16 protein-coding genes, 1 tRNA gene and 1 pseudogene are annotated in these 21,800 nt (G+C 51.5%); 9 read left to right on the top strand and 9 right to left on the bottom strand.

Annotated elements, in window-relative coordinates; translation table 11 throughout:
• Positions 1-126 (top strand): IS1 family transposase (locus OQV04_RS02060; protein ID WP_005119525.1); only part of this gene is annotated, 126 nt, incomplete at its 5' end.
• Between the two features lie 13 nt (positions 127-139).
• Here the strand turns inward: OQV04_RS02060 and OQV04_RS02055 are convergent.
• A pseudogene (locus OQV04_RS02055) lies at positions 140-502 on the bottom strand (aquaporin); the annotation flags it as partial.
• 425 nt (positions 503-927) lie between these two features.
• Here OQV04_RS02055 and OQV04_RS02050 point away from each other — a divergent pair.
• Positions 928-2,586 carry an ATP-dependent endonuclease gene (locus tag OQV04_RS02050; protein ID WP_000599806.1) on the top strand — a complete coding sequence of 553 codons (1,659 nt, stop codon included), beginning with the start codon at positions 928-930 and terminating at the stop codon, positions 2,584-2,586.
• On the opposite strand, the gene OQV04_RS02045 is transcribed toward OQV04_RS02050, so the two are convergent.
• Positions 2,583-3,539: a VirK/YbjX family protein gene (locus OQV04_RS02045; RefSeq protein WP_001355621.1), complete on the bottom strand. Its 957-nt coding sequence runs from the start codon at positions 3,537-3,539 to the stop codon at positions 2,583-2,585. The genes OQV04_RS02050 and OQV04_RS02045 overlap by 4 nt on opposite strands.
• 150 nt (positions 3,540-3,689) lie before the next feature.
• Here OQV04_RS02045 and macA point away from each other — a divergent pair, with 150 nt between their 5' ends.
• Together macA and macB are read left to right on the top strand one after the other, a co-directional pair.
• A complete protein-coding gene (gene macA / locus OQV04_RS02040) occupies positions 3,690-4,805 on the top strand; it encodes a macrolide transporter subunit MacA (protein WP_000746460.1) in 1,116 nt (371 codons plus the stop codon).
• Positions 4,802-6,748, top strand: coding sequence for a macrolide ABC transporter ATP-binding protein/permease MacB (macB, locus tag OQV04_RS02035; protein ID WP_032280630.1), 1,947 nt, complete (start codon positions 4,802-4,804; stop codon positions 6,746-6,748). The genes macA and macB overlap by 4 nt, the downstream gene beginning before the upstream one ends.
• Before the next feature lie 72 nt (positions 6,749-6,820).
• Here macB and cspD read toward each other — a convergent pair whose 3' ends face one another.
• A complete protein-coding gene (gene cspD, locus OQV04_RS02030) occupies positions 6,821-7,045 on the bottom strand; it encodes a cold shock-like protein CspD (RefSeq protein WP_000410785.1) in 225 nt (74 codons plus the stop codon).
• Positions 7,046-7,194: 149 nt separating this feature from the next.
• Here cspD and yljB point away from each other — a divergent pair, with 149 nt between their 5' ends.
• The 3 genes from yljB (at position 7,195) to clpA (ending at position 9,995) form a co-directional block, all read left to right on the top strand.
• Complete coding sequence (gene yljB / locus OQV04_RS02025) at positions 7,195-7,269, top strand: protein YljB (RefSeq protein ID WP_001406719.1); 75 nt, start codon at positions 7,195-7,197, stop codon at positions 7,267-7,269.
• Between the two features lie 98 nt (positions 7,270-7,367).
• Positions 7,368-7,688, top strand: coding sequence for an ATP-dependent Clp protease adapter ClpS (gene clpS / locus OQV04_RS02020; RefSeq protein ID WP_000520781.1), 321 nt, complete (start codon positions 7,368-7,370; stop codon positions 7,686-7,688).
• 30 nt (positions 7,689-7,718) lie between these two features.
• A complete protein-coding gene (clpA, locus tag OQV04_RS02015) occupies positions 7,719-9,995 on the top strand; it encodes an ATP-dependent Clp protease ATP-binding subunit ClpA (RefSeq protein WP_000934041.1) in 2,277 nt (758 codons plus the stop codon).
• A 343-nt stretch (positions 9,996-10,338) separates the two neighbouring features.
• On the opposite strand, the gene OQV04_RS02010 is transcribed toward clpA, so the two are convergent.
• The 6 genes from OQV04_RS02010 to trxB form a co-directional block, all read right to left on the bottom strand.
• Positions 10,339-10,426, bottom strand: a tRNA-Ser gene (locus tag OQV04_RS02010).
• Positions 10,427-10,679: 253 nt separating this feature from the next.
• Positions 10,680-10,898, bottom strand: a complete 219-nt coding sequence (gene infA, locus OQV04_RS02005; protein ID WP_001040187.1) for a translation initiation factor IF-1 — start codon at positions 10,896-10,898, stop codon at positions 10,680-10,682.
• A gap of 284 nt (positions 10,899-11,182) precedes the next feature.
• Positions 11,183-11,887: a leucyl/phenylalanyl-tRNA--protein transferase gene (aat, locus tag OQV04_RS02000; protein ID WP_032280632.1), complete on the bottom strand. Its 705-nt coding sequence runs from the start codon at positions 11,885-11,887 to the stop codon at positions 11,183-11,185.
• 41 nt (positions 11,888-11,928) lie between these two features.
• Positions 11,929-13,650 (bottom strand): heme ABC transporter ATP-binding protein/permease CydC, encoded by a 1,722-nt coding sequence (cydC, locus tag OQV04_RS01995; RefSeq protein WP_032280633.1) that lies wholly within the window; start codon positions 13,648-13,650, stop codon positions 11,929-11,931.
• On the bottom strand, positions 13,651-15,417 hold the full coding sequence (cydD, locus tag OQV04_RS01990; RefSeq protein ID WP_032280634.1) for a heme ABC transporter permease/ATP-binding protein CydD: 1,767 nt from the start codon (positions 15,415-15,417) through the stop codon (positions 13,651-13,653). It abuts the gene before it with no gap.
• 122 nt (positions 15,418-15,539) lie between these two features.
• A complete protein-coding gene (gene trxB, locus OQV04_RS01985) occupies positions 15,540-16,505 on the bottom strand; it encodes a thioredoxin-disulfide reductase (RefSeq protein WP_032280635.1) in 966 nt (321 codons plus the stop codon).
• A 544-nt stretch (positions 16,506-17,049) separates the two neighbouring features.
• Between trxB and lrp the strand changes: the two genes are divergently transcribed.
• Together lrp and ftsK are read left to right on the top strand one after the other, a co-directional pair.
• On the top strand, positions 17,050-17,544 hold the full coding sequence (gene lrp / locus OQV04_RS01980; RefSeq protein ID WP_000228473.1) for a leucine-responsive transcriptional regulator Lrp: 495 nt from the start codon (positions 17,050-17,052) through the stop codon (positions 17,542-17,544).
• A 134-nt stretch (positions 17,545-17,678) separates the two neighbouring features.
• Complete coding sequence (ftsK, locus tag OQV04_RS01975) at positions 17,679-21,785, top strand: DNA translocase FtsK (protein ID WP_332641591.1); 4,107 nt, start codon at positions 17,679-17,681, stop codon at positions 21,783-21,785.
• Positions 21,786-21,800: the final 15 nt, after the last annotated feature.

Here is a 21,800-nt window from a genome sequence, read left to right as displayed (position 1 = left end):
CGGCATAACCTGAATCTGAGGCAGCACCTGGCACGGCTGGGACGGAAGTCGCTGTCGTTCTCAAAATCGGTGGAGCTGCATGACAAAGTCATCGGGCATTATCTGAACATAAAACACTATCAATAAGTTGGAGTCATTACCAACCGTTAGAAGCAAAACCGCTGGCTGCCGCGTCAAAACCCGTTTTACCACTGGCAATTAAATACAGCAGCGCCGCTGCAACAATACCGCCGACAACCTGGGCAATTACGTAGCCAACGACTTCTTTTGCCGGAAAACGTCCGCCAGCCCATAAACCAATAGTGACCGCCGGGTTAAAATGACCACCAGAAATATGACCAACAGCGAAGGCCATCGTCAGAACGGTCAAACCGAATGCCAGCGCCACGCCGGCAAAACCAATGCCTAATTCCGGGAAGCCTGCGGCCAGTACAGCACTACCACAGCCACCAAAAACAAGCCAGAAAGTACCAAAACATTCAGCTGCTAATTTTCTGAACATATCCACCTCAATTAAAAATTGACCCTGTGAAAAATATGGTCGTTTTATAGGGTCGTCGTAAAAAAGTGACGACGGAAATAATGCGCGGCTATTTTAAAAACGAAGGCGAGTCATTCACCAGATAAATAAATCCAGTAAATTTGATTTAGGGCAACAGCGGGTTGCCCCATATAGTCATTTGTCTGATTGACAGTGTAGTGCAAGCAAAAGATTTAATCCTTTAGGCGTAATAAAAAATAATTTATCATGCTAATTATTTGATTTTGTTGTTTTTGCAGACTTATCAGCAAGAGGGAGTATAACGCGATTATTCGCTCATTTTTCAGACATTTGCCATGCTTAAATGTGATGTCATCACGTATTAGCAAGGCCTTTCCCGTTATACTGCCAGCGTAAAGGATAAGTCACATATTTCTGGAGGGGATATGATTCTTGAGCGCGTTGAAATTGTGGGTTTTCGCGGTATCAACCGTTTGTCGTTGATGCTGGAACAAAACAACGTCCTGATTGGGGAGAACGCGTGGGGTAAATCCAGCTTGCTGGACGCCTTAACCCTGCTGCTATCGCCAGAATCAGATCTCTACCATTTTGAGCGCGACGATTTCTGGTTCCCGCCGGGAGATATCAACGGGCGAGAACATCATCTGCATATTATTTTGACCTTCCGCGAATCGCTGCCAGGCCGACATCGGGTACGCCGTTATCGGCCGCTGGAAGCGTGCTGGACGCCATGCACCGATGGCTATCACCGTATTTTTTATCGTCTGGAAGGGGAGAGTGCGGAAGACGGCAGCGTGATGACACTGCGCAGTTTTCTCGATAAAGACGGACATCCGATTGATGTTGAGGATATTAACGATCAGGCACGCCATCTGGTGCGTTTAATGCCGGTGCTGCGCTTGCGTGATGCCCGTTTTATGCGCCGTATTCGTAACGGCACGGTGCCAAATGTCCCCAATGTGGAAGTCACCGCGCGCCAGCTCGATTTCCTCGCCCGTGAGTTGTCCTCACATCCGCAAAATCTCTCTGATGGACAGATTCGTCAGGGACTTTCCGCAATGGTACAGCTGCTTGAGCATTATTTCTCTGAGCAGGGGGCCGGACAGGCGCGATATCGTTTAATGCGGCGGCGAGCCAGCAATGAGCAACGAAGCTGGCGCTATCTGGATATCATCAACCGGATGATTGACCGACCTGGAGGGCGCTCGTATCGGGTTATTTTGCTCGGCCTGTTTGCTACTTTATTGCAGGCAAAAGGCACATTGCGACTGGATAAAGACGCCCGTCCATTGTTGCTGATCGAAGATCCAGAAACCCGTTTACACCCCATTATGCTTTCAGTTGCCTGGCATCTGTTGAATCTTTTGCCTTTACAACGTATTGCTACCACCAACTCTGGCGAGCTGCTTTCGTTAACTCCAGTGGAACATGTTTGCCGCCTGGTGCGTGAATCTTCTCGTGTTGCCGCCTGGCGTCTGGGGCCAAGTGGCTTGAGCACCGAAGACAGCCGCCGCATCTCTTTTCACATTCGTTTTAATCGTCCGTCATCGCTGTTTGCTCGCTGCTGGTTGCTGGTGGAAGGGGAAACGGAAACCTGGGTTATCAATGAACTGGCGCGTCAGTGCGGACATCATTTTGATGCCGAAGGGATCAAGGTCATTGAGTTTGCCCAGTCCGGGCTAAAGCCACTGGTTAAATTTGCCCGGCGAATGGGGATTGAATGGCATGTACTGGTCGATGGCGATGAAGCAGGGAAGAAATATGCCGCTACGGTACGCAGCCTGTTGAATAATGATCGGGAAGCCGAACGAGAACATTTAACGGCGTTACCGGCGCTGGATATGGAACATTTTATGTATCGCCAGGGATTTTCCGATGTGTTCCACCGCGTGGCGCAAATCCCGGAAAATGTACCGATGAATCTGCGCAAAATTATCTCGAAAGCGATCCATCGCTCTTCCAAACCCGATCTTGCCATTGAAGTGGCAATGGAGGCCGGACGTCGTGGTGTGGACTCCGTACCGACGCTGCTGAAAAAAATGTTCTCACGCGTGCTGTGGCTGGCGCGCGGTCGCGCGGATTAACCGCGAAACATCGTGGCCATTTGTGGCTGAATAGCGTCGAGCATCTCATAGCGCCGACGGTATTCAGCCCGTTTTTTACTGGCGATTTCGGCAATCTCTTTTCGTGCTATCTGTGCTGGAAGGCGGTAATGGCGTTCAGCATCACATACGCCGCCAACCGATTCCCAGAAAGCGTTGTAATCGGCATGGATCTTGCCTTCTTTATCGCGATAACGCAGGCTGCGGTAAATATGCGTTTCATTGCTGACGGCAATAATCTGCTCTACCTGCAAACGTTGGGCAAACAGACAGGCCGCTTCCATCACGAGGCGTTTGGGAAATAGCCCGTGGCAGGCTTTCGTCGCATTCTGGATTTCCTGATGTGGAATTTCCCATTTTGCGCCTTGCAGTCCACCAATAAACATCGTTCTTTTCCCCTGATATTCACACAGGGTAAACGTGATTTCTGCCAGAGGAATACCTTCGCTGTTGCGGAACAGGATTGTGCTGTCACCTTCTTTATCCATTGAGATCATCATGGTCAGCTCAAGCGTGAACTGCTCGCCGTTTTTGCCTTCCAACTTCGCCAGTTGCAGCCCGGGGGTATTCAAATATAAGCTGAATTCTTCCGCCGACATACACCCGCGGAGTAACGCATAATGGTAACGTAACGCCTCCAGCAATTGCTTACGGCTAAGATTCGCCGCAAGGTAAGGGCGATGCAGACGTACAGGCAGTCGCGGCTGGCGCGTTAACAATACATTGAGATTAGGCCAGTGGGAAAGTTCGTTCATCCACTCAACGCTTAAACGCGGCATAATCAACGAGCGCAGCAAAAATTTCTGGCGAAAACTACGGCGATGCCAGAATTTACCCGGCCGACACTGTCCACGTGCCAGACTAAGAAAAAGTGACAGGCTGCTGAGAGATTCAGATGGCGTAAAGGTCCGTTCAGTTAGCTGCGACATATTCATGAAATCAATGGTTATACATGACGTCGATTTCACCATTGCGTATCTTAACCAAACATCAATAGTGTGATTACTAACGTAAATTTTAGGGTTTTGTTGATATTTCGTTGAAGTTAATGACCCGGATTGGCATATGGAGTATTCAGAATATTTATGAAAAAGCGGAAAACCGTGAAGAAGCGTTACGTTATTGCGCTGGTGATAGTCATCGCCGGACTGATTACGTTATGGAGAATTCTTAACGCACCCGTGCCGACTTATCAGACACTGATTGTGCGCCCCGGTGATTTACAGCAAAGCGTGCTGGCGACCGGAAAGCTGGACGCGCTGCGTAAGGTTGATGTGGGCGCGCAGGTCAGCGGTCAGTTGAAAACACTGTCGGTGGCGATTGGCGATAAAGTAAAAAAAGACCAGCTTTTAGGGGTCATTGATCCTGAACAGGCTGAAAACCAGATCAAGGAGGTCGAAGCAACGCTGATGGAGCTACGCGCGCAGCGGCAGCAGGCGGAAGCGGAGCTGAAACTGGCGCGGGTGACGTATTCCCGTCAGCAACGTCTGGCACAAACGCAGGCGGTTTCACAGCAGGATCTCGACACCGCCGCGACGGAGATGGCTGTGAAACAGGCGCAAATTGGCACCATTGACGCGCAAATCAAGCGCAATCAGGCTTCTCTCGATACGGCTAAAACCAATCTCGATTACACTCGCATCGTTGCCCCGATGGCCGGGGAAGTCACGCAAATCACCACTCTGCAAGGCCAGACGGTGATTGCCGCACAACAAGCACCGAACATTCTGACGCTGGCAGATATGAGCACCATGCTGGTAAAAGCGCAGGTTTCTGAAGCGGATGTAATCCACCTGAAGCCGGGGCAAAAAGCCTGGTTTACGGTACTTGGCGATCCACTGACGCGCTACGAGGGGCAAATCAAGGATGTACTACCGACGCCGGAAAAGGTTAACGACGCTATTTTCTATTACGCCCGTTTTGAAGTCCCCAACCCCAATGGTTTGCTGCGGCTGGATATGACTGCGCAAGTGCATATTCAGCTCACCGATGTGAAAAATGTGCTGACGATCCCTCTGTCGGCGTTAGGCGATCCGGTTGGCGATAATCGTTATAAAGTCAAATTGTTGCGTAATGGTGAAACACGCGAGCGTGAAGTGACGATTGGCGCACGTAACGATACCGATGTTGAGATTGTCAAAGGGCTGGAAGCGGGCGATGAAGTGGTGATTGGTGAGGCCAAACCAGGAGCTGCACAATGACACCCTTGCTCGAATTAAAGGATATTCGTCGCAGCTATCCTGCCGGTGATGAGCAGGTTGAGGTGCTGAAGGGCATCACCCTCGATATTTATGCCGGTGAGATGGTAGCGATTGTTGGCGCTTCGGGTTCCGGTAAATCAACCCTGATGAATATTCTCGGCTGTCTGGATAAGGCCACCAGCGGCACCTATCGCGTCGCCGGTCAGGATGTTGCCACACTGGACGCCGATGCGCTGGCGCAACTACGCCGCGAGCATTTCGGCTTTATTTTCCAGCGTTACCATTTGCTTTCGCATTTAACCGCCGAGCAGAACGTTGAAGTACCCGCCGTCTATGCTGGTCTTGAGCGGAAACAGCGGCTGCTTCGCGCCCAGGAGTTGCTGCAACGACTGGGGCTGGAAGACCGTACAGAGTATTATCCGGCACAGCTTTCGGGTGGTCAGCAACAGCGCGTTAGCATCGCGCGGGCATTGATGAACGGCGGTCAGGTAATTCTTGCCGATGAACCAACCGGCGCACTGGACAGCCATTCTGGCGAAGAGGTGATGGCGATCCTGCATCAGCTGCGCGATCGCGGACATACGGTGATTATCGTCACCCACGATCCGCAGGTCGCTGCTCAGGCCGAGCGGGTGATCGAAATTCGCGACGGCGAAATTGTGCGCAATCCTCCCGCCATTGAAAAAGTGAATGTTGCTGGCGGGACGGAACCTGTTGTCAACACGGTGTCTGGCTGGCGGCAGTTTGTCAGCGGTTTTAACGAGGCGCTGACGATGGCATGGCGGGCGCTGGCAGCGAATAAAATGCGTACTTTACTGACCATGCTGGGGATTATAATCGGTATTGCGTCGGTGGTTTCCATTGTCGTGGTGGGCGACGCCGCCAAACAAATGGTGTTGGCGGATATTCGTTCTATTGGTACGAATACTATTGACGTCTACCCCGGGAAAGATTTTGGCGATGGCGATCCGCAATATCAGCAGGCGCTGAAGTACGACGACTTAATCGCCATCCAAAAACAACCGTGGGTCGCCTCAGCCACACCTGCCGTCTCGCAAAACCTGCGCCTGCGTTATAACAATATTGATGTTGCTGCCAGTGCCAATGGCGTGAGCGGCGATTATTTTAATGTCTATGGCATGACCTTCAGTGAAGGAAACACCTTTAATCAGGAACAGCTGAACGGTCGTGCGCAGGTCGTGGTTCTCGACAGTAATACTCGCCGCCAGCTTTTCCCCCATAAAGCAGATGTGGTTGGCGAGGTGATTCTGGTCGGCAATATGCCCGCCAGAGTCATTGGTGTGGCGGAAGAAAAACAGTCGATGTTTGGTAGCAGTAAAGTGCTGCGTGTCTGGCTACCTTACAGCACGATGTCCGGGCGAGTTATGGGCCAGTCGTGGCTGAACTCCATTACTGTCAGGGTGAAAGAAGGATTTGACAGCGCCGAGGCGGAACAGCAACTCACGCGTTTACTTTCACTGCGCCACGGTAAGAAGGATTTCTTTACCTGGAACATGGACGGCGTCTTGAAAACCGTTGAAAAGACCACACGTACTTTACAACTGTTTCTGACGCTGGTGGCGGTGATTTCGCTGGTAGTGGGCGGTATTGGTGTAATGAATATTATGCTGGTGTCAGTGACCGAGCGGACGCGGGAAATTGGCATTCGCATGGCTGTAGGTGCGCGAGCAAGCGATGTTTTGCAACAGTTCCTGATCGAAGCCGTACTGGTTTGCCTGGTTGGTGGCGCGTTGGGAATAACACTGTCACTGTTAATTGCTTTCACCTTGCAGCTTTTCTTACCCGGCTGGGAGATTGGTTTTTCACCGTTGGCACTGCTGCTGGCGTTTCTCTGCTCGACGGCCACCGGGATTTTATTTGGCTGGTTACCCGCACGAAATGCGGCACGACTGGATCCAGTAGATGCTCTGGCACGAGAGTAATTTTTGAGATAAAAATGCCAGCCGATCGGGCTGGCATTTTGCCTTTAGGATGTACACAATGAGACAGAAGAGCTATGCGACTGCCGCTTCTACTTCGACGGGCACAATAACACTGGCGTGATTGCCTTTTGGCCCCTGGTGGACATCAAACTGAACGGATTGTCCAGCTTTTAGCGTTCTGTAACCATCCATCTGAATGGTGGAATAATGAGCGAAAATATCTTCGCCGCCGCCTTCAGGGCAGATGAAACCAAACCCTTTGGCATTGTTGAACCACTTAACAGTACCCTTTTCCATGCTTCGACATCCTTCGCAAATCTTATACAAGTAAGATGGAATAAACCGGGGTCAGAGAGGGGGCTGTTCAAAACCTCGCCAACTCTAGAAATACAATTTAGAGAATTAGGGCGAGCCGTCAAGCATTTGACAGGGGACAAGGGGCAGGTATGAATCAAAAATTTGAAGCAGTTAACGCTATTGACAGGAATGTGACAGATGTCGCTGATGCCAACGATAGATGATAGTTATCTATCATGTGGAGTAGATTGGTCAGGCAAATAAGCTCTTGTCAGCGGCAGGGCGTTCTGCCGATAACCGTAACCGAAGATGATAACTGACAATGGGTAAAACGAACGACTGGCTGGACTTTGATCAACTGGCGGAAGAAAAAGTTCGCGACGCGCTAAAACCGCCATCTATGTATAAAGTGATATTAGTCAATGATGATTACACTCCGATGGAGTTTGTTATTGACGTGTTACAAAAATTCTTTTCTTATGATGTAGAACGTGCAACGCAATTGATGCTCGCTGTTCACTACCAGGGGAAGGCCATTTGCGGAGTCTTTACCGCCGAGGTTGCAGAAACCAAAGTGGCGATGGTGAACAAGTACGCGAGGGAGAATGAGCATCCATTGCTGTGTACGCTAGAAAAAGCCTGAATGCAGGCATAAAAATTGGGGGAGGTGCCTATGCTCAATCAAGAACTGGAACTCAGTTTAAATATGGCTTTCGCCAGAGCGCGCGAGCACCGTCATGAGTTTATGACCGTCGAGCACTTGTTACTGGCGCTGCTCAGTAACCCATCTGCCCGGGAGGCGCTGGAAGCGTGTTCTGTGGATTTGGTTGCGCTCCGTCAGGAACTGGAAGCCTTTATTGAACAAACCACACCCGTTCTGCCTGCCAGTGAAGAGGAGCGCGACACACAGCCGACGCTGAGTTTTCAGCGTGTACTGCAACGTGCGGTCTTCCATGTCCAGTCCTCCGGTCGCAATGAGGTTACCGGTGCAAACGTTCTGGTCGCTATCTTTAGCGAACAGGAGTCGCAGGCGGCATATCTGTTGCGTAAACATGAAGTCAGCCGTCTCGATGTGGTGAACTTTATCTCTCATGGCACGCGTAAAGACGAGCCGACACAGTCTTCTGATCCTGGCAGCCAGCCAAACAGCGAAGAACAAGCTGGTGGGGAGGAACGTATGGAGAATTTCACGACGAACCTGAATCAGCTTGCGCGCGTGGGCGGAATCGACCCACTGATTGGTCGTGAGAAGGAGCTTGAGCGTGCTATTCAGGTTCTCTGCCGTCGCCGTAAAAACAACCCGCTGCTGGTGGGGGAATCTGGTGTTGGTAAAACTGCGATTGCGGAAGGTCTTGCCTGGCGAATTGTTCAGGGCGATGTGCCGGAAGTGATGGCTGACTGTACAATTTACTCACTCGATATCGGTTCTCTGTTAGCGGGCACAAAATATCGCGGCGACTTTGAAAAACGTTTTAAAGCGTTGCTCAAGCAGCTGGAGCAGGACACTAACAGCATCCTGTTTATTGATGAGATCCACACCATTATCGGTGCGGGGGCAGCGTCTGGTGGTCAGGTCGATGCGGCTAACCTAATCAAACCGTTGCTCTCCAGCGGTAAAATTCGTGTAATTGGTTCGACAACCTATCAGGAGTTCAGCAACATTTTCGAGAAAGACCGTGCTCTGGCGCGTCGCTTCCAGAAAATTGATATTACTGAACCGTCGATCGAAGAAACTGTTCAAATCATCAATGGCCTGAAACCGAAGTATGAAGCACACCACGACGTGCGTTATACCGCAAAAGCGGTGCGTGCGGCGGTAGAGCTGGCGGTGAAATACATTAACGATCGTCATCTGCCGGATAAAGCCATTGATGTTATCGACGAAGCGGGCGCTCGCGCACGCCTGATGCCGGTAAGCAAACGCAAGAAAACCGTTAATGTGGCGGATATTGAGTCCGTGGTGGCCCGTATTGCACGCATTCCAGAGAAGAGTGTTTCTCAGAGTGATCGTGATACCCTGAAAAACCTCGGCGATCGCCTGAAAATGCTGGTCTTCGGTCAGGATAAAGCCATTGAGGCGCTGACTGAAGCCATTAAGATGGCGCGTGCAGGTTTAGGTCACGAACATAAACCGGTCGGTTCGTTCCTGTTTGCCGGTCCTACCGGGGTCGGGAAAACAGAGGTGACGGTACAGCTTTCGAAAGCTTTGGGCATTGAGCTTCTGCGCTTTGATATGTCCGAGTATATGGAACGCCATACCGTCAGCCGTCTGATTGGTGCGCCTCCGGGATACGTTGGTTTTGATCAGGGCGGTTTGCTGACTGATGCGGTCATCAAGCATCCACATGCGGTGCTGCTGCTGGACGAAATCGAGAAAGCGCATCCGGACGTGTTCAATATTCTGTTGCAGGTGATGGACAACGGTACGCTGACCGATAACAACGGACGCAAAGCGGACTTCCGTAACGTGGTGCTGGTGATGACCACTAACGCCGGGGTACGGGAAACTGAGCGCAAATCCATTGGTCTTATCCACCAGGATAACAGCACCGATGCGATGGAAGAGATCAAGAAGATCTTTACACCGGAATTCCGTAACCGTCTCGACAACATTATCTGGTTCGATCATCTGTCAACTGACGTGATCCATCAGGTGGTGGATAAATTCATCGTCGAGTTGCAGGTTCAGCTGGATCAGAAAGGTGTTTCTCTGGAAGTGAGCCAGGAAGCGCGTAACTGGCTGGCCGAGAAAGGTTACGACCGGGCAATGGGCGCACGTCCGATGGCGCGTGTCATCCAGGACAACCTGAAAAAACCGCTTGCCAACGAACTGCTGTTTGGTTCGCTGGTGGACGGCGGTCAGGTCACCGTCGCGCTGGATAAAGAGAAAAATGAGCTGACTTACGGATTCCAGAGTGCACAAAAGCACAAGGCGGAAGCAGCGCATTAATCTGATTGTCAGGTAGGTTGGTGAAGTCCGTAATCTCGAAAGAGGTTACGGACTTTTTATTTATGGGGTGGAGGAGGTTCAGACCCTTTTTTTGATGATGATGGTAACTTGTTGATAATTAGTGCTGCTGGAAGGTAAGGATAAAAAAGGGTGCTGCGGGAGAATGGGATGGTTTTGCTTTATTAACAACGGGCTAAACGTGTAGTATTTGAATTCACTGCCGTACAGGCAGCTTAGAAAGTCAACCGAAAGAAAAACTCGATTTTTATACCGTTCACTGCTGTACAGGTAGATAAAATGCGAAAAAAAAGCTCGCACTTTCGTACGAGCTCTTCTTTAAATATGGCGGTGAGGGGGGGATTCGAACCCCCGATACGTTGCCGTATACACACTTTCCAGGCGTGCTCCTTCAGCCACTCGGACACCTCACCAAATTGTTTTGCTGCCAAACCTCATGGGTGGCAACGGGGCGCTACTATAGGGAGTTGGAGTAAAACGGTCAAGAAGAATTTTAATGATAATTATTGTTTGCTCATACTGTAAACAACTTGTGCAGTATATCTACATCGAGACAAGTTATGGACTTATACTTCCAAAGTACTTCATACATATCACAAAATAAAAAGGCCGGTTAAACCGACCTTTTACTCGTTCTTTCTCTTCGCCCATCAGGCGGTAAAACAATCAGCGACTACGGAAGACAATGCGGCCTTTGCTCAGGTCGTACGGGGTCAGTTCAACAGTCACTTTGTCGCCCGTCAGGATGCGGATGTAGTTTTTGCGCATTTTACCGGAGATGTGTGCAGTAACCACGTGACCGTTTTCTAACTCTACGCGGAACATGGTATTAGGCAACGTTTCAAGAACGGTACCTTGCATTTCAATATTGTCTTCTTTGGCCATCTAATCCTCTGGGGTATCACTACCGTAATTTGAACCGGCAAGATAATGCCGAAGTTCTGTAAATAAGTAAAGATTTGCGCGCTAAATCGCAACAAACAGGTTCGGCACATTACTCCGAAAACACACGGCTAAGCCGCACCAAAAGCGCAACGTATAAGGGAGCGGTGAGATAAACGATGGGCGTTACCTGACGCGAAAAATTCCTTATCGGCAGCGGGGTAATGAGCGTAACCAACTCTGCGACCGCAATTATAACACTCTGGGGAGAAATGTGCCGAAAACATTCATTCTTGTGGTGAAAACAAGCATCGTGGTACCCAGAAATTATTCGGCAATCGTCCGAGGCGCATTTGATTGAGATAATTAAGGTAATCCCGGCGGGGAATTTCGCAGGCACCAAGCGATGCTGTGTGATCGTTAAGGACCTGGCAGTCGATAAGCTTACCGCCATGACCGATAAATTCCTCACAGAATACCAGAAGCGCCGTTTTAGACGCATTTTCCATCCGGCTGAACATGGACTCGCCACAAAATAGCGTTCCCTGGGCCACGCCGTACATACCGCCGACAAGCTCATCTTCACGCCAGACTTCAATGGAGTGGGCATGACCGAGTTCGTGAATGCGATGGTAGGCTTCGACCACGCCACGCGTGATCCAGGTTCCTTCTTCGCGATCGCTGGCACAGCCTTCAATGACCTGACCAAAAGCGTAATTCATCGTGACACGATAGGGCGAGCGTTTATGAAATCGCTTCATACTACGGCTGATATGCAGTGATTCTGGCCATAGCACCGCGCGAGGATCGGGCGACCACCAGAGGATGGGGTCGCCTGGAGAAAACCACGGAAAAATACCACGCTGGTAAGCCATTAACAGGCGCGCAGGGCTAAGATCGCCCCCAAGTGCCAGCAGGCCGTTAGGCTCACGTAATGCGCCTTCCGGGGAAGGGAAGGCTATTGAATGGCGAGAAAGCTGAACCAGGCGCATGACCGCAAAACTCCACGCAAGTCGGATCGTTCAATAATAGCTTACAAACCCTGCTTGAACTGGTAATAACGCCCCTGTCTGGCAAGCAGTTCTGCGTGAGTACCTTGCTCAATAATTTGCCCGTTGTCCATCACTATTATTTGCTGGAAACGAGAGAGTCCGCGAAGTCGATGGGTGACCATTAACACCGTTTTCTCATGCATCATTTCTGCAAGCAATTCAAGGATCTGACTTTCGGTTGTGGCATCTAAGCCTTCTGTAGGTTCATCCAGCAACACCAGTGGCGCATCATGTAACAGCGCACGGGCGATAGCCAGGCGGCGCAGTTCACCACCGGAGAGCTGGCGTCCGCCTTCACCTAACCAACTGTTGAGACCTGCATCCTCGAGCAGCTTCTCCAGACCAACGCGACGCAAGATCTCCGACAGAGCCTCATCACTACTGCCAGGCGAGGCGAGTAACAGATTATCACGCAGCGTGGCGCTAAACAGATGCACTCGCTGAGGAACAACGCTGATGGTCTGTCGTAGAGCCGCTTCATTCAGGCTTGCTATGGGGCTATCGTTAAGCAAAATCTCGCCCTGTTGCGGGTCCCATGCGCGGGTCAGCAGTTGTAACAGTGTTGATTTGCCGCATCCGGTTCGCCCGAGAATCGCTATATGTTCCCCGGCGTTTACCTGAAGAGAAATCCCTTTAAGTGCCTGTTGAGATTGCTCCGGATAAGTGAACTGAACATCCCGTAACGTCAGCGAAACGCGATCGGCAACACGAGTTTGGGTATCAGGGAAGGTGACCTCCGGTTTTTGATCCGTTAAATCAGTGATCCGAACGGCAGAGGCAATGACTTGCCCCAGATGCTGAAATGCACCCGTTACTGGTGCCAGTGCTTCAAACGCGGCTAACGCGCAAAAGACAAACAGGGCAATTAACGCGCCGGGTTGAGCATTGCCGCCAACGCCGCCAGACGCCATCCACAGCATCAGGATCACCGCTAACGCGCCAATGAGCAGCATTATCGCTTGCGACAATGCGGTCAGTTCAGATTGACGGCGTTGCGCTTCCAGCCATTGAATTTCTGTATTCTCTAGTTGCGTGCGATAACGATCGCTGGCACCAAAAATGGTCAGCTCAGCTTGCCCTTGCAGCCAGGCCGTCAGTTGTTGGCGATACTGTCCGCGAAGATGAGTCAGATTTTGCCCGGTGCTTTTTCCCGCACGATAAAACAGCGGTGGCATCAGGAAAAGCGTCAGTAACATAATGCCGCCCAGCGTAAAGGCGAGGGTGAAATCAAGGAAACTTAACCCGATTGTCACCACCATAATCACCACAAAAGCGCCCACCAGCGGCGAGATAACGCGCAGGTAAAGATGATCGAGCGTATCAACATCCGCCACCACGCGGTTGAGCAATTCGCCCTGACGATAGCGCGCCAGTCCGGCAGGGGAGAGGGGCAACAATTTGCTGAAGGTGTAAATGCGCAGATGCTGCAACACGCGGAAAGTCGCGTCGTGACTTACCAGACGTTCAAAATAACGCCCGGCAGTACGGGTGATTGCGGCACCACGCACGCCCGCAGCGGGTAGCATATAGTTGAAGCTGTACAGTCCGGCAACCCCCGCAACCGCTGAGGCCGAGAGGAACCAGCCGGAAAGTGTCAACAGACCGATACTGGCGAGCAGCGTCGCAATTGCCAGCACAATACCAAGACTTAACATCCATTTATGACGTTTATACAGTGCCAGATAGGGTAGCAAAGCGCGCATTTAAATCTCCTCCTGACGATGGGCCAGTAATGTGGCGAATGGGCCACCAGCCACACTTAATTCCGCGTAACGTCCTTGCTCAATAATCCGGCCATCCTGCATAACCCAAATGACATCCCAGTCAGCAAGATCTTCTAACTGGTGGGTGACCATTAACGTTGTCTGGCGCAGAGAGGCGGCATTCAGCGCCTCCATTACGCGCTGTTCACTGTGAGCATCAAGGCTGGCAGCGGGTTCATCCAACAGTAATAGCGAACAGGGATTTAGTAACGCACGGGCCACCGCCACGCGCTGCGCCTGCCCCACGGAAAGGCGGGCAGCCTGGTCGCCAACAGGCGTATCAACGCCTTGTGGCAGGAGCGGTAGAAACTCGCTGACCCAGGCGTTATCCAGCGCTGCTTGTAATTCTTGTTCGCTGGCATCAGGTCGCGCCAGTAGTACGTTATCCCGTAATGCTGCTGCCGGTAATTGTGGGTTTTGCCCAACCCAGGAGAGATGTTTACGCCATGATTCTGGTGATAAATCGCGTAATTCTATCCCGTTGATTCGTAATGATCCCTGATATGAGAGAAAACCAGAAAGCGCGTTCAGCAGTGAGCTTTTACCTGAACCGCTGCGACCAACCAACACTGCACGTTGGCCTGCTGGCAAAGTAAAGTTCAGCGGTCCGGCCAGCGTTTTACCTTCCGGCGACGTGATAAACAGATCCTCGGCCTCAATGGTCACCGGATCGGTCGATGCTAATTCCGCCTCACCGCGCTGCGGATGGGCGAGCGGGGTTTCCATAAACGTTTTCAGACTGTCAGCTGCACCAACAGCCTGGGCTTTAGCATGATAAAACGTACCGAGATCGCGCAATGGCTGGAAAAACTCTGGCGCAAGGATCAGGGCCAGAAAACCCGCAGCCAGCGTCACACCGGTATCGTAGTGACCAAAATCCAGCTCGCCGAGATAGGAAAAACCAAAGTAGACCGCCACCAGAGCAATTGACAGCGAGGTAAAAAATTCGAGAATGCCGGAGGATAAAAACGCCAGCCGTAGCACTTCCATTGTCCGTTGGCGGAAATCTTCCGAAGCAGAACGAATACTTTCAATTTCAGCTTCACCACGACCAAAAATACGCAATGTTTCCATGCCGCGCAGGCGATCGAGGAAATGCCCACTTAAGCGAGCAAGAGCGAGAAAGTTACGTCGGTTAGCATCGGCAGCCCCCATCCCAACCAGCGCCATAAACAACGGAATTAACGGTGCAGTGCCCAGCAGAATGAGCGCCGCAGCCCAGTTAGAGGGGAAGATCGCCACCACAATCAGCAACGGCACCGACACTGCCAGCGCCATTTGCGGCAGGTAGCGTGCATAGTAATCATGCATATCGTCAATTTGCTCGAGTACCAGCGTCGCCCAGCTCCCCGCAGGTTTACCCTGAATCCACGCTGGCCCTGCTTGTTGCAGACGGTCGAGAACCTGACGGCGGATGGCAAAGCGGATATGCTGCCCGGCGTGATAACCCACCCGTTCGCGTAACCAGACCACCCATGCGCGCAGTACAAAGGTCAGAACCAGTAACGTAAAGGGAAGCAGCAGGGCTTCACGGGGAATATTCTCCATAATCATATGTTGCAGAATTCGCGCCATGAACCATGCCTGGGCAATGATCAATATGCCGCTCACAAAGCCCAGCAGACGAGAAATATTCAGCCAACGTTGGGAGATGACGCTTTGCTGTTTTAACCAGCGGGTTAACTCTTTTTGACGAGATTTATTCATTGCACGCTTAGCAGGTGAGTTATCAGAATTATTTGCAGAGCAATGTTACAACGGGGAAAAAATAAAGGCGACCCATAGTCGCATGGTGTCGCCTTCTTTACTTTTGTTACTGATTTGTAAAATTATTTTGCGTCAGCTAAACCATCGAGGTAGCGTTCCGCATCAAGTGCTGCCATGCAGCCTGTACCAGCAGATGTAATGGCCTGGCGATAAATGTGATCCATCACGTCGCCTGCGGCAAAGACGCCAGGAATGCTGGTCTGGGTGGCATTACCATGAATACCCGACTGCACTTTGATGTAGCCGTTTTCCAGTTCCAGCTGCCCTTCGAAAATGGCAGTATTCGGGCTGTGACCGATAGCAACAAACAGACCGGCAACGTCGAGTGACTCGATGTTATCGCTGTTTTGCGTATCGCGCAGACGAACGCCAGTGACACCCATTTGATCGCCGGTCACTTCTTCCAGCGTACGGTTGGTGTGCAGAATGATGTTGCCGTTCTCCACTTTATCCATCAGACGCTTAATGAGGATTTTTTCCGCGCGGAAACCGTCACGGCGGTGAATCAGATGCACTTCCGAAGCGATGTTAGACAGATACAGCGCCTCTTCAACCGCGGTATTGCCGCCGCCGATGACCGCAACTTTCTGGTTGCGATAGAAGAAACCGTCGCAGGTTGCACAAGCAGAAACTCCACGGCCTTTAAAGGCTTCTTCAGAGGGCAGGCCGAGATAGCGTGCAGAAGCTCCGGTGGCAATAATCAGCGCGTCGCAAGTGTATTCGCCGTTATCGCCATTCAGACGGAACGGACGGTTTTGCAGATCCACCTTGTTGATATGATCAAAAATGATCTCAGTTTTAAACTTGGTGGCATGTTCGTGCATGCGCTCCATTAATAACGGACCGGTCAGATCGTTTGGATCGCCAGGCCAGTTTTCCACTTCCGTGGTGGTGGTCAGTTGGCCGCCTTTTTCCATGCCGGTAATCAGCACAGGTTGCAGGTTGGCGCGCGCCGCGTAGACAGCAGCGGTGTATCCCGCCGGGCCTGAACCCAGGATAAGCAGTTTACTGTGTTTGGTCGTGCCCATGAGATCCCCATAGTTGTTGGCAGACAATGGGCAGGATTGTAGGGAATTTACAGACGTAAAAAAAGAGTATGACGATTTTGTTAACAATTTGTGCAATCGGCAGCATCGATAAGCAGGTCAAATTCTCCCGTCATTATCACCTCTGCTACTTAAATTTCCCGCTTTATAAGCCGATTAAATGATGAATAAACGCCCCTGGTAATGAATATCTGGCATGTTGTACTAAAAATCGATGTTTTGCTTTGACAATCCCCTGGTGTTTTGCGAAAACATTCGAGGAAGAAAAAAAACAGTATTCTTATATGCGCATAACCATGCATGTAAATACCATGTTTACCGTGCTAGTGAAATCTACGTATGGCGTGGACAGACGCCATTCGTGATGTCGATAGCTGCCACAAGGCAACGGTCTTCTCACCGTAGACCCAGGCATTGCGCGCCGTGAATCTTCATGATTTCGGTCTATCGTGACGGGTAGCGACTCTGAACAGTGATGTTTCAGGGTCAGACAGGAGTAGGGAAGGAATACAGAGAGACAATAATAATGGTAGATAGCAAGAAGCGCCCTGGCAAAGATCTCGACCGTATCGATCGTAACATTCTTAATGAGTTGCAAAAGGATGGGCGTATTTCTAACGTCGAGCTTTCTAAACGTGTGGGACTTTCCCCAACGCCGTGCCTTGAGCGTGTGCGTCGGCTGGAAAGACAAGGGTTTATTCAGGGCTATACGGCGCTGCTGAACCCCCATTATCTGGATGCATCACTTCTGGTATTCGTTGAGATTACTCTGAATCGTGGCGCACCGGATGTGTTTGAACAATTCAATACCGCTGTACAAAAACTTGAAGAAATTCAGGAGTGTCATTTAGTATCCGGTGATTTCGACTACCTGTTGAAAACACGCGTGCCGGATATGTCAGCTTACCGTAAGTTGCTGGGGGAAACCCTGCTGCGTCTGCCTGGCGTCAATGACACACGGACATACGTTGTTATGGAAGAAGTCAAGCAGAGTAATCGTCTGGTTATTAAGACGCGCTAACACGGAACAGGTGCAAAATCGGCGTATTTTGATTACACTCCTGTTAATCCATACAGCAACAGTACTGGGGTAACCTGGTACTGTTGTCCGTTTTAGCATCGGGCAGGAAAAGCCTGTAACCTGGAGAGCCTTTCTTGAGCCAGGAATACACTGAAGACAAAGAAGTCACATTGACAAAGTTAAGTAGCGGCCGCCGCCTTCTGGAGGCGTTGCTGATCCTTATTGTCCTGTTTGCCGTCTGGTTGATGGCTGCCTTACTAAGCTTTAACCCTTCGGACCCCAGCTGGTCGCAAACGGCCTGGCATGAACCTATCCATAATTTAGGTGGGATGCCCGGTGCGTGGTTGGCAGATACGCTGTTCTTTATTTTTGGCGTGATGGCTTACACCATTCCCGTCATTATTGTCGGCGGTTGTTGGTTTGCCTGGCGTCATCAGTCCAGCGACGAATACATTGATTATTTTGCCGTTTCGCTACGCATCATTGGCGTTTTGGCGCTCATCCTTACCTCCTGTGGTCTGGCGGCAATCAACGCTGACGATATCTGGTATTTTGCCTCCGGTGGCGTCATTGGCAGCTTACTAAGCACTACGCTACAACCACTGCTACACAGTAGCGGGGGAACTATTGCGCTGCTCTGCGTTTGGGCAGCGGGCCTGACGTTGTTCACCGGTTGGTCATGGGTGACCATTGCTGAAAAACTCGGCGGCTGGATTTTAAACATTCTCACCTTCGCCAGTAATCGTACCCGTCGCGATGATACCTGGGTCGATGAAGATGAGTATGAAGACGACGAAGAGTATGAAGATGAAAATCACGGCAAACAGCATGAATCACGCCGTGCCCGTATTCTTCGCGGCGCGCTAGCGCGTCGTAAACGGTTGGCGGAAAAATTCATTAATCCGATGGGGCGGCAAACAGACGCTGCGTTGTTCTCCGGTAAGCGGATGGATGATGACGAAGAGATTACCTACACTGCACGCGGTATGGCTGCCGACCCGGACGACGTCCTATTTTCGGGCAATCGTGCAACGCAGCCAGAATATGACGAATACGATCCATTATTAAACGGTGCGCCAATTACCGAACCTGTCGCTGTAGCAGCTGCTGCTACCACGGCGACGCAAAGCTGGGCTGCACCGGTTGAACCTGTGACTCAGACGCCACCTGTTGCCTCTGTTGATGTTCCACCTGCGCAACCTACAGTAGCCTGGCAGCCTGTACCGGGTCCACAAACGGGAGAGCCGGTTATTGCTCCTGCACCGGAAGGTTACCCACAGCAGTCACAATATGCGCAGCCTGCAGTGCAATATAATGAGCCGCTGCAACAACCAGTACAGCCGCAGCAGCCGTATTATGCACCTGCAGCTGAACAACCTGCGCAACAACCTTACTACGCTCCTGCGGCGGAACAACCTGTTCAGCAACCGTATTACGCAACTGCGCCGGAACAGCCTGCGCAACAGCCGTATTATGCCCCTGCGCCAGAACAACCGGTGGCAGGTAACGCCTGGCAAGCCGAAGAGCAGCAATCCACTTTTGCTCCACAGTCTACATACCAGACTGAGCAAACTTATCAGCAGCCAGCCGCTCAGGAGCCGTTGTACCAACAGCCGCAACCTGTTGAACAGCAGCCTGTTGTGGAGCCTGAACCCGTTGTAGAAGAGACAAAACCCGCGCGTCCGCCGCTTTACTACTTTGAAGAAGTGGAAGAGAAGCGAGCCCGTGAACGTGAACAACTTGCGGCCTGGTATCAACCGATTCCAGAACCGGTTAAAGAACCAGAACCGATCAAATCTTCGCTGAAAGCACCTTCTGTTGCAGCAGTACCTCCAGTAGAAGCCGCTGCCGCTGTTTCTCCGCTGGCATCTGGCGTGAAAAAAGCGACACTGGCGACGGGGGCTGCCGCAACCGTTGCCGCGCCAGTCTTCAGTCTGGCAAATAGCGGTGGACCGCGTCCGCAGGTCAAAGAGGGGATTGGCCCGCAGTTGCCACGACCGAAACGTATCCGCGTGCCAACTCGTCGTGAATTGGCGTCTTACGGTATTAAACTGCCCTCACAGCGTGCGGCGGAAGAAAAAGCCCGTGAAGCCCAGCGCAATCAGTACGATTCTGGCGATCAGTACAACGATGATGAAATCGATGCGATGCAGCAGGATGAACTGGCACGTCAGTTCGCCCAGACACAGCAGCAACGCTATGGCGAACAGTATCAACATGATGTGCCCGTAAACGCAGAAGATGCAGATGCTGCGGCAGAGGCTGAACTGGCTCGTCAGTTTGCGCAAACTCAACAACAACGTTATTCCGGCGAACAACCGGCTGGGGCGAATCCGTTCTCGCTGGATGATTTTGAATTTTCGCCAATGAAAGCGTTGCTGGATGATGGTCCACACGAACCGTTGTTTACGCCAATTGTTGAACCTGTACAGCAGCCGCAACAACCGGTTGCACCGCAGCAGCAGTATCAGCAGCCACAACAGCCGGTTGCGCCACAGCAGCAATATCAGCAGCCGCAACAACCGGTTGCACCGCAGCAGCAATATCAGCAGCCGCAACAACCGGTTGCACCGCAGCCGCAATATCAGCAGCCGCAACAGCCAGTTGCGCCGCAGCCGCAGTATCAGCAGCCACAACAATCGGCTGCACCACAGCAGCAATATCAGCAGCCGCAACAGCCAGTTGCGCCACAGCCGCAGGATACTCTGCTTCATCCGCTGTTGATGCGTAATGGCGACAGCCGTCCGTTGCATAAACCGACGACGCCGCTGCCTTCTCTGGATTTGCTGACACCGCCGCCGAGCGAAGTGGAGCCGGTAGATACCTTTGCGCTTGAACAAATGGCTCGCCTGGTGGAAGCGCGTCTGGCTGATTTCCGTATTAAAGCCGATGTCGTCAATTACTCTCCGGGGCCGGTTATCACTCGCTTTGAACTTAACCTGGCACCGGGCGTAAAAGCGGCGCGCATTTCTAACTTGTCACGGGACCTTGCCCGTTCACTTTCGACGGTGGCGGTGCGTGTCGTTGAAGTTATTCCTGGCAAACCCTATGTAGGTCTGGAGTTACCGAATAAAAAACGACAAACCGTTTATCTGCGCGAAGTATTGGATAACGCCAAATTCCGCGATAATCCATCGCCATTAACCGTGGTGCTGGGTAAAGATATCGCCGGTGAGCCGGTGGTTGCCGATCTGGCGAAAATGCCGCACTTGTTGGTTGCGGGGACTACCGGTTCCGGTAAATCTGTCGGTGTGAACGCGATGATCCTGAGCATGCTTTATAAAGCACAGCCAGAAGATGTGCGTTTCATCATGATCGACCCGAAAATGCTGGAGCTTTCGGTGTATGAAGGCATTCCGCACCTGTTAACGGAAGTCGTTACTGATATGAAAGATGCCGCCAACGCGCTGCGCTGGTGTGTTAACGAGATGGAGCGTCGGTATAAACTGATGTCTGCGCTGGGTGTGCGTAATCTGGCGGGTTATAACGAAAAAATTGCTGAAGCCGATCGCATGATGCGTCCGATTCCAGACCCGTACTGGAAGCCGGGTGACAGTATGGATGCCCAGCATCCGGTGCTGAAAAAAGAACCATACATTGTGGTGTTGGTTGACGAATTTGCCGACCTGATGATGACGGTAGGTAAAAAAGTGGAAGAGCTGATAGCACGTCTGGCGCAAAAAGCCCGTGCCGCGGGTATCCACCTCGTACTGGCAACTCAGCGTCCATCGGTTGATGTTATTACTGGTCTGATTAAAGCGAATATTCCGACCCGTATCGCCTTTACCGTATCCAGTAAGATTGACTCACGTACCATTCTTGATCAGGCTGGCGCGGAATCACTGCTGGGTATGGGGGATATGCTCTACTCTGGGCCGAACTCCACGTTGCCGGTACGTGTCCATGGTGCTTTTGTTCGCGATCAGGAAGTTCATGCCGTGGTGCAGGACTGGAAAGCGCGTGGTCGCCCACAGTATGTTGATGGCATCACCTCCGACAGCGAAAGCGAAGGTGGTGCGGGTGGTTTCGATGGCGCTGAAGAACTGGATCCGTTGTTCGATCAGGCGGTGCAGTTTGTCACTGAAAAACGCAAAGCGTCAATTTCTGGCGTACAGCGTCAGTTCCGCATTGGTTATAACCGTGCAGCGCGTATTATCGAACAGATGGAAGCGCAGGGAATTGTCAGCGAACAGGGGCACAACGGTAATCGTGAAGTGCTGGCCCCACCGCCGTTTGACTAATTAATGCATTGCCGG

The sequence above is a fragment of the Escherichia sp. Lx600-2 genome, assembly GCF_036662595.1.
GTDB lineage: Bacteria > Pseudomonadota > Gammaproteobacteria > Enterobacterales > Enterobacteriaceae > Escherichia > Escherichia coli.
Note: the sequence above shows the minus strand (reverse complement) of the source record. Positions and strands in the feature narration are given on the sequence as shown.

Excerpts from the sequence above, each read along its gene's own strand:
- OQV04_RS02050 (WP_000599806.1), top strand. The coding sequence starts at position 928 with ATGATTCTTGAGCGCGTTGAAATTGTGGGTTTTCGCGGTATCAACCGT.
- OQV04_RS02045 (WP_001355621.1), bottom strand. The coding sequence starts at position 3,539 with ATGAATATGTCGCAGCTAACTGAACGGACCTTTACGCCATCTGAATCT.
- macA (WP_000746460.1), top strand. The coding sequence starts at position 3,690 with ATGAAAAAGCGGAAAACCGTGAAGAAGCGTTACGTTATTGCGCTGGTG.
- macB (WP_032280630.1), top strand. The coding sequence starts at position 4,802 with ATGACACCCTTGCTCGAATTAAAGGATATTCGTCGCAGCTATCCTGCC.
- cspD (WP_000410785.1), bottom strand. The coding sequence starts at position 7,045 with ATGGAAAAGGGTACTGTTAAGTGGTTCAACAATGCCAAAGGGTTTGGT.
- clpS (WP_000520781.1), top strand. The coding sequence starts at position 7,368 with ATGGGTAAAACGAACGACTGGCTGGACTTTGATCAACTGGCGGAAGAA.
- clpA (WP_000934041.1), top strand. The coding sequence starts at position 7,719 with ATGCTCAATCAAGAACTGGAACTCAGTTTAAATATGGCTTTCGCCAGA.
- infA (WP_001040187.1), bottom strand. The coding sequence starts at position 10,898 with ATGGCCAAAGAAGACAATATTGAAATGCAAGGTACCGTTCTTGAAACG.
- aat (WP_032280632.1), bottom strand. The coding sequence starts at position 11,887 with ATGCGCCTGGTTCAGCTTTCTCGCCATTCAATAGCCTTCCCTTCCCCG.
- cydC (WP_032280633.1), bottom strand. The coding sequence starts at position 13,650 with ATGCGCGCTTTGCTACCCTATCTGGCACTGTATAAACGTCATAAATGG.
- cydD (WP_032280634.1), bottom strand. The coding sequence starts at position 15,417 with ATGAATAAATCTCGTCAAAAAGAGTTAACCCGCTGGTTAAAACAGCAA.
- trxB (WP_032280635.1), bottom strand. The coding sequence starts at position 16,505 with ATGGGCACGACCAAACACAGTAAACTGCTTATCCTGGGTTCAGGCCCG.
- lrp (WP_000228473.1), top strand. The coding sequence starts at position 17,050 with ATGGTAGATAGCAAGAAGCGCCCTGGCAAAGATCTCGACCGTATCGAT.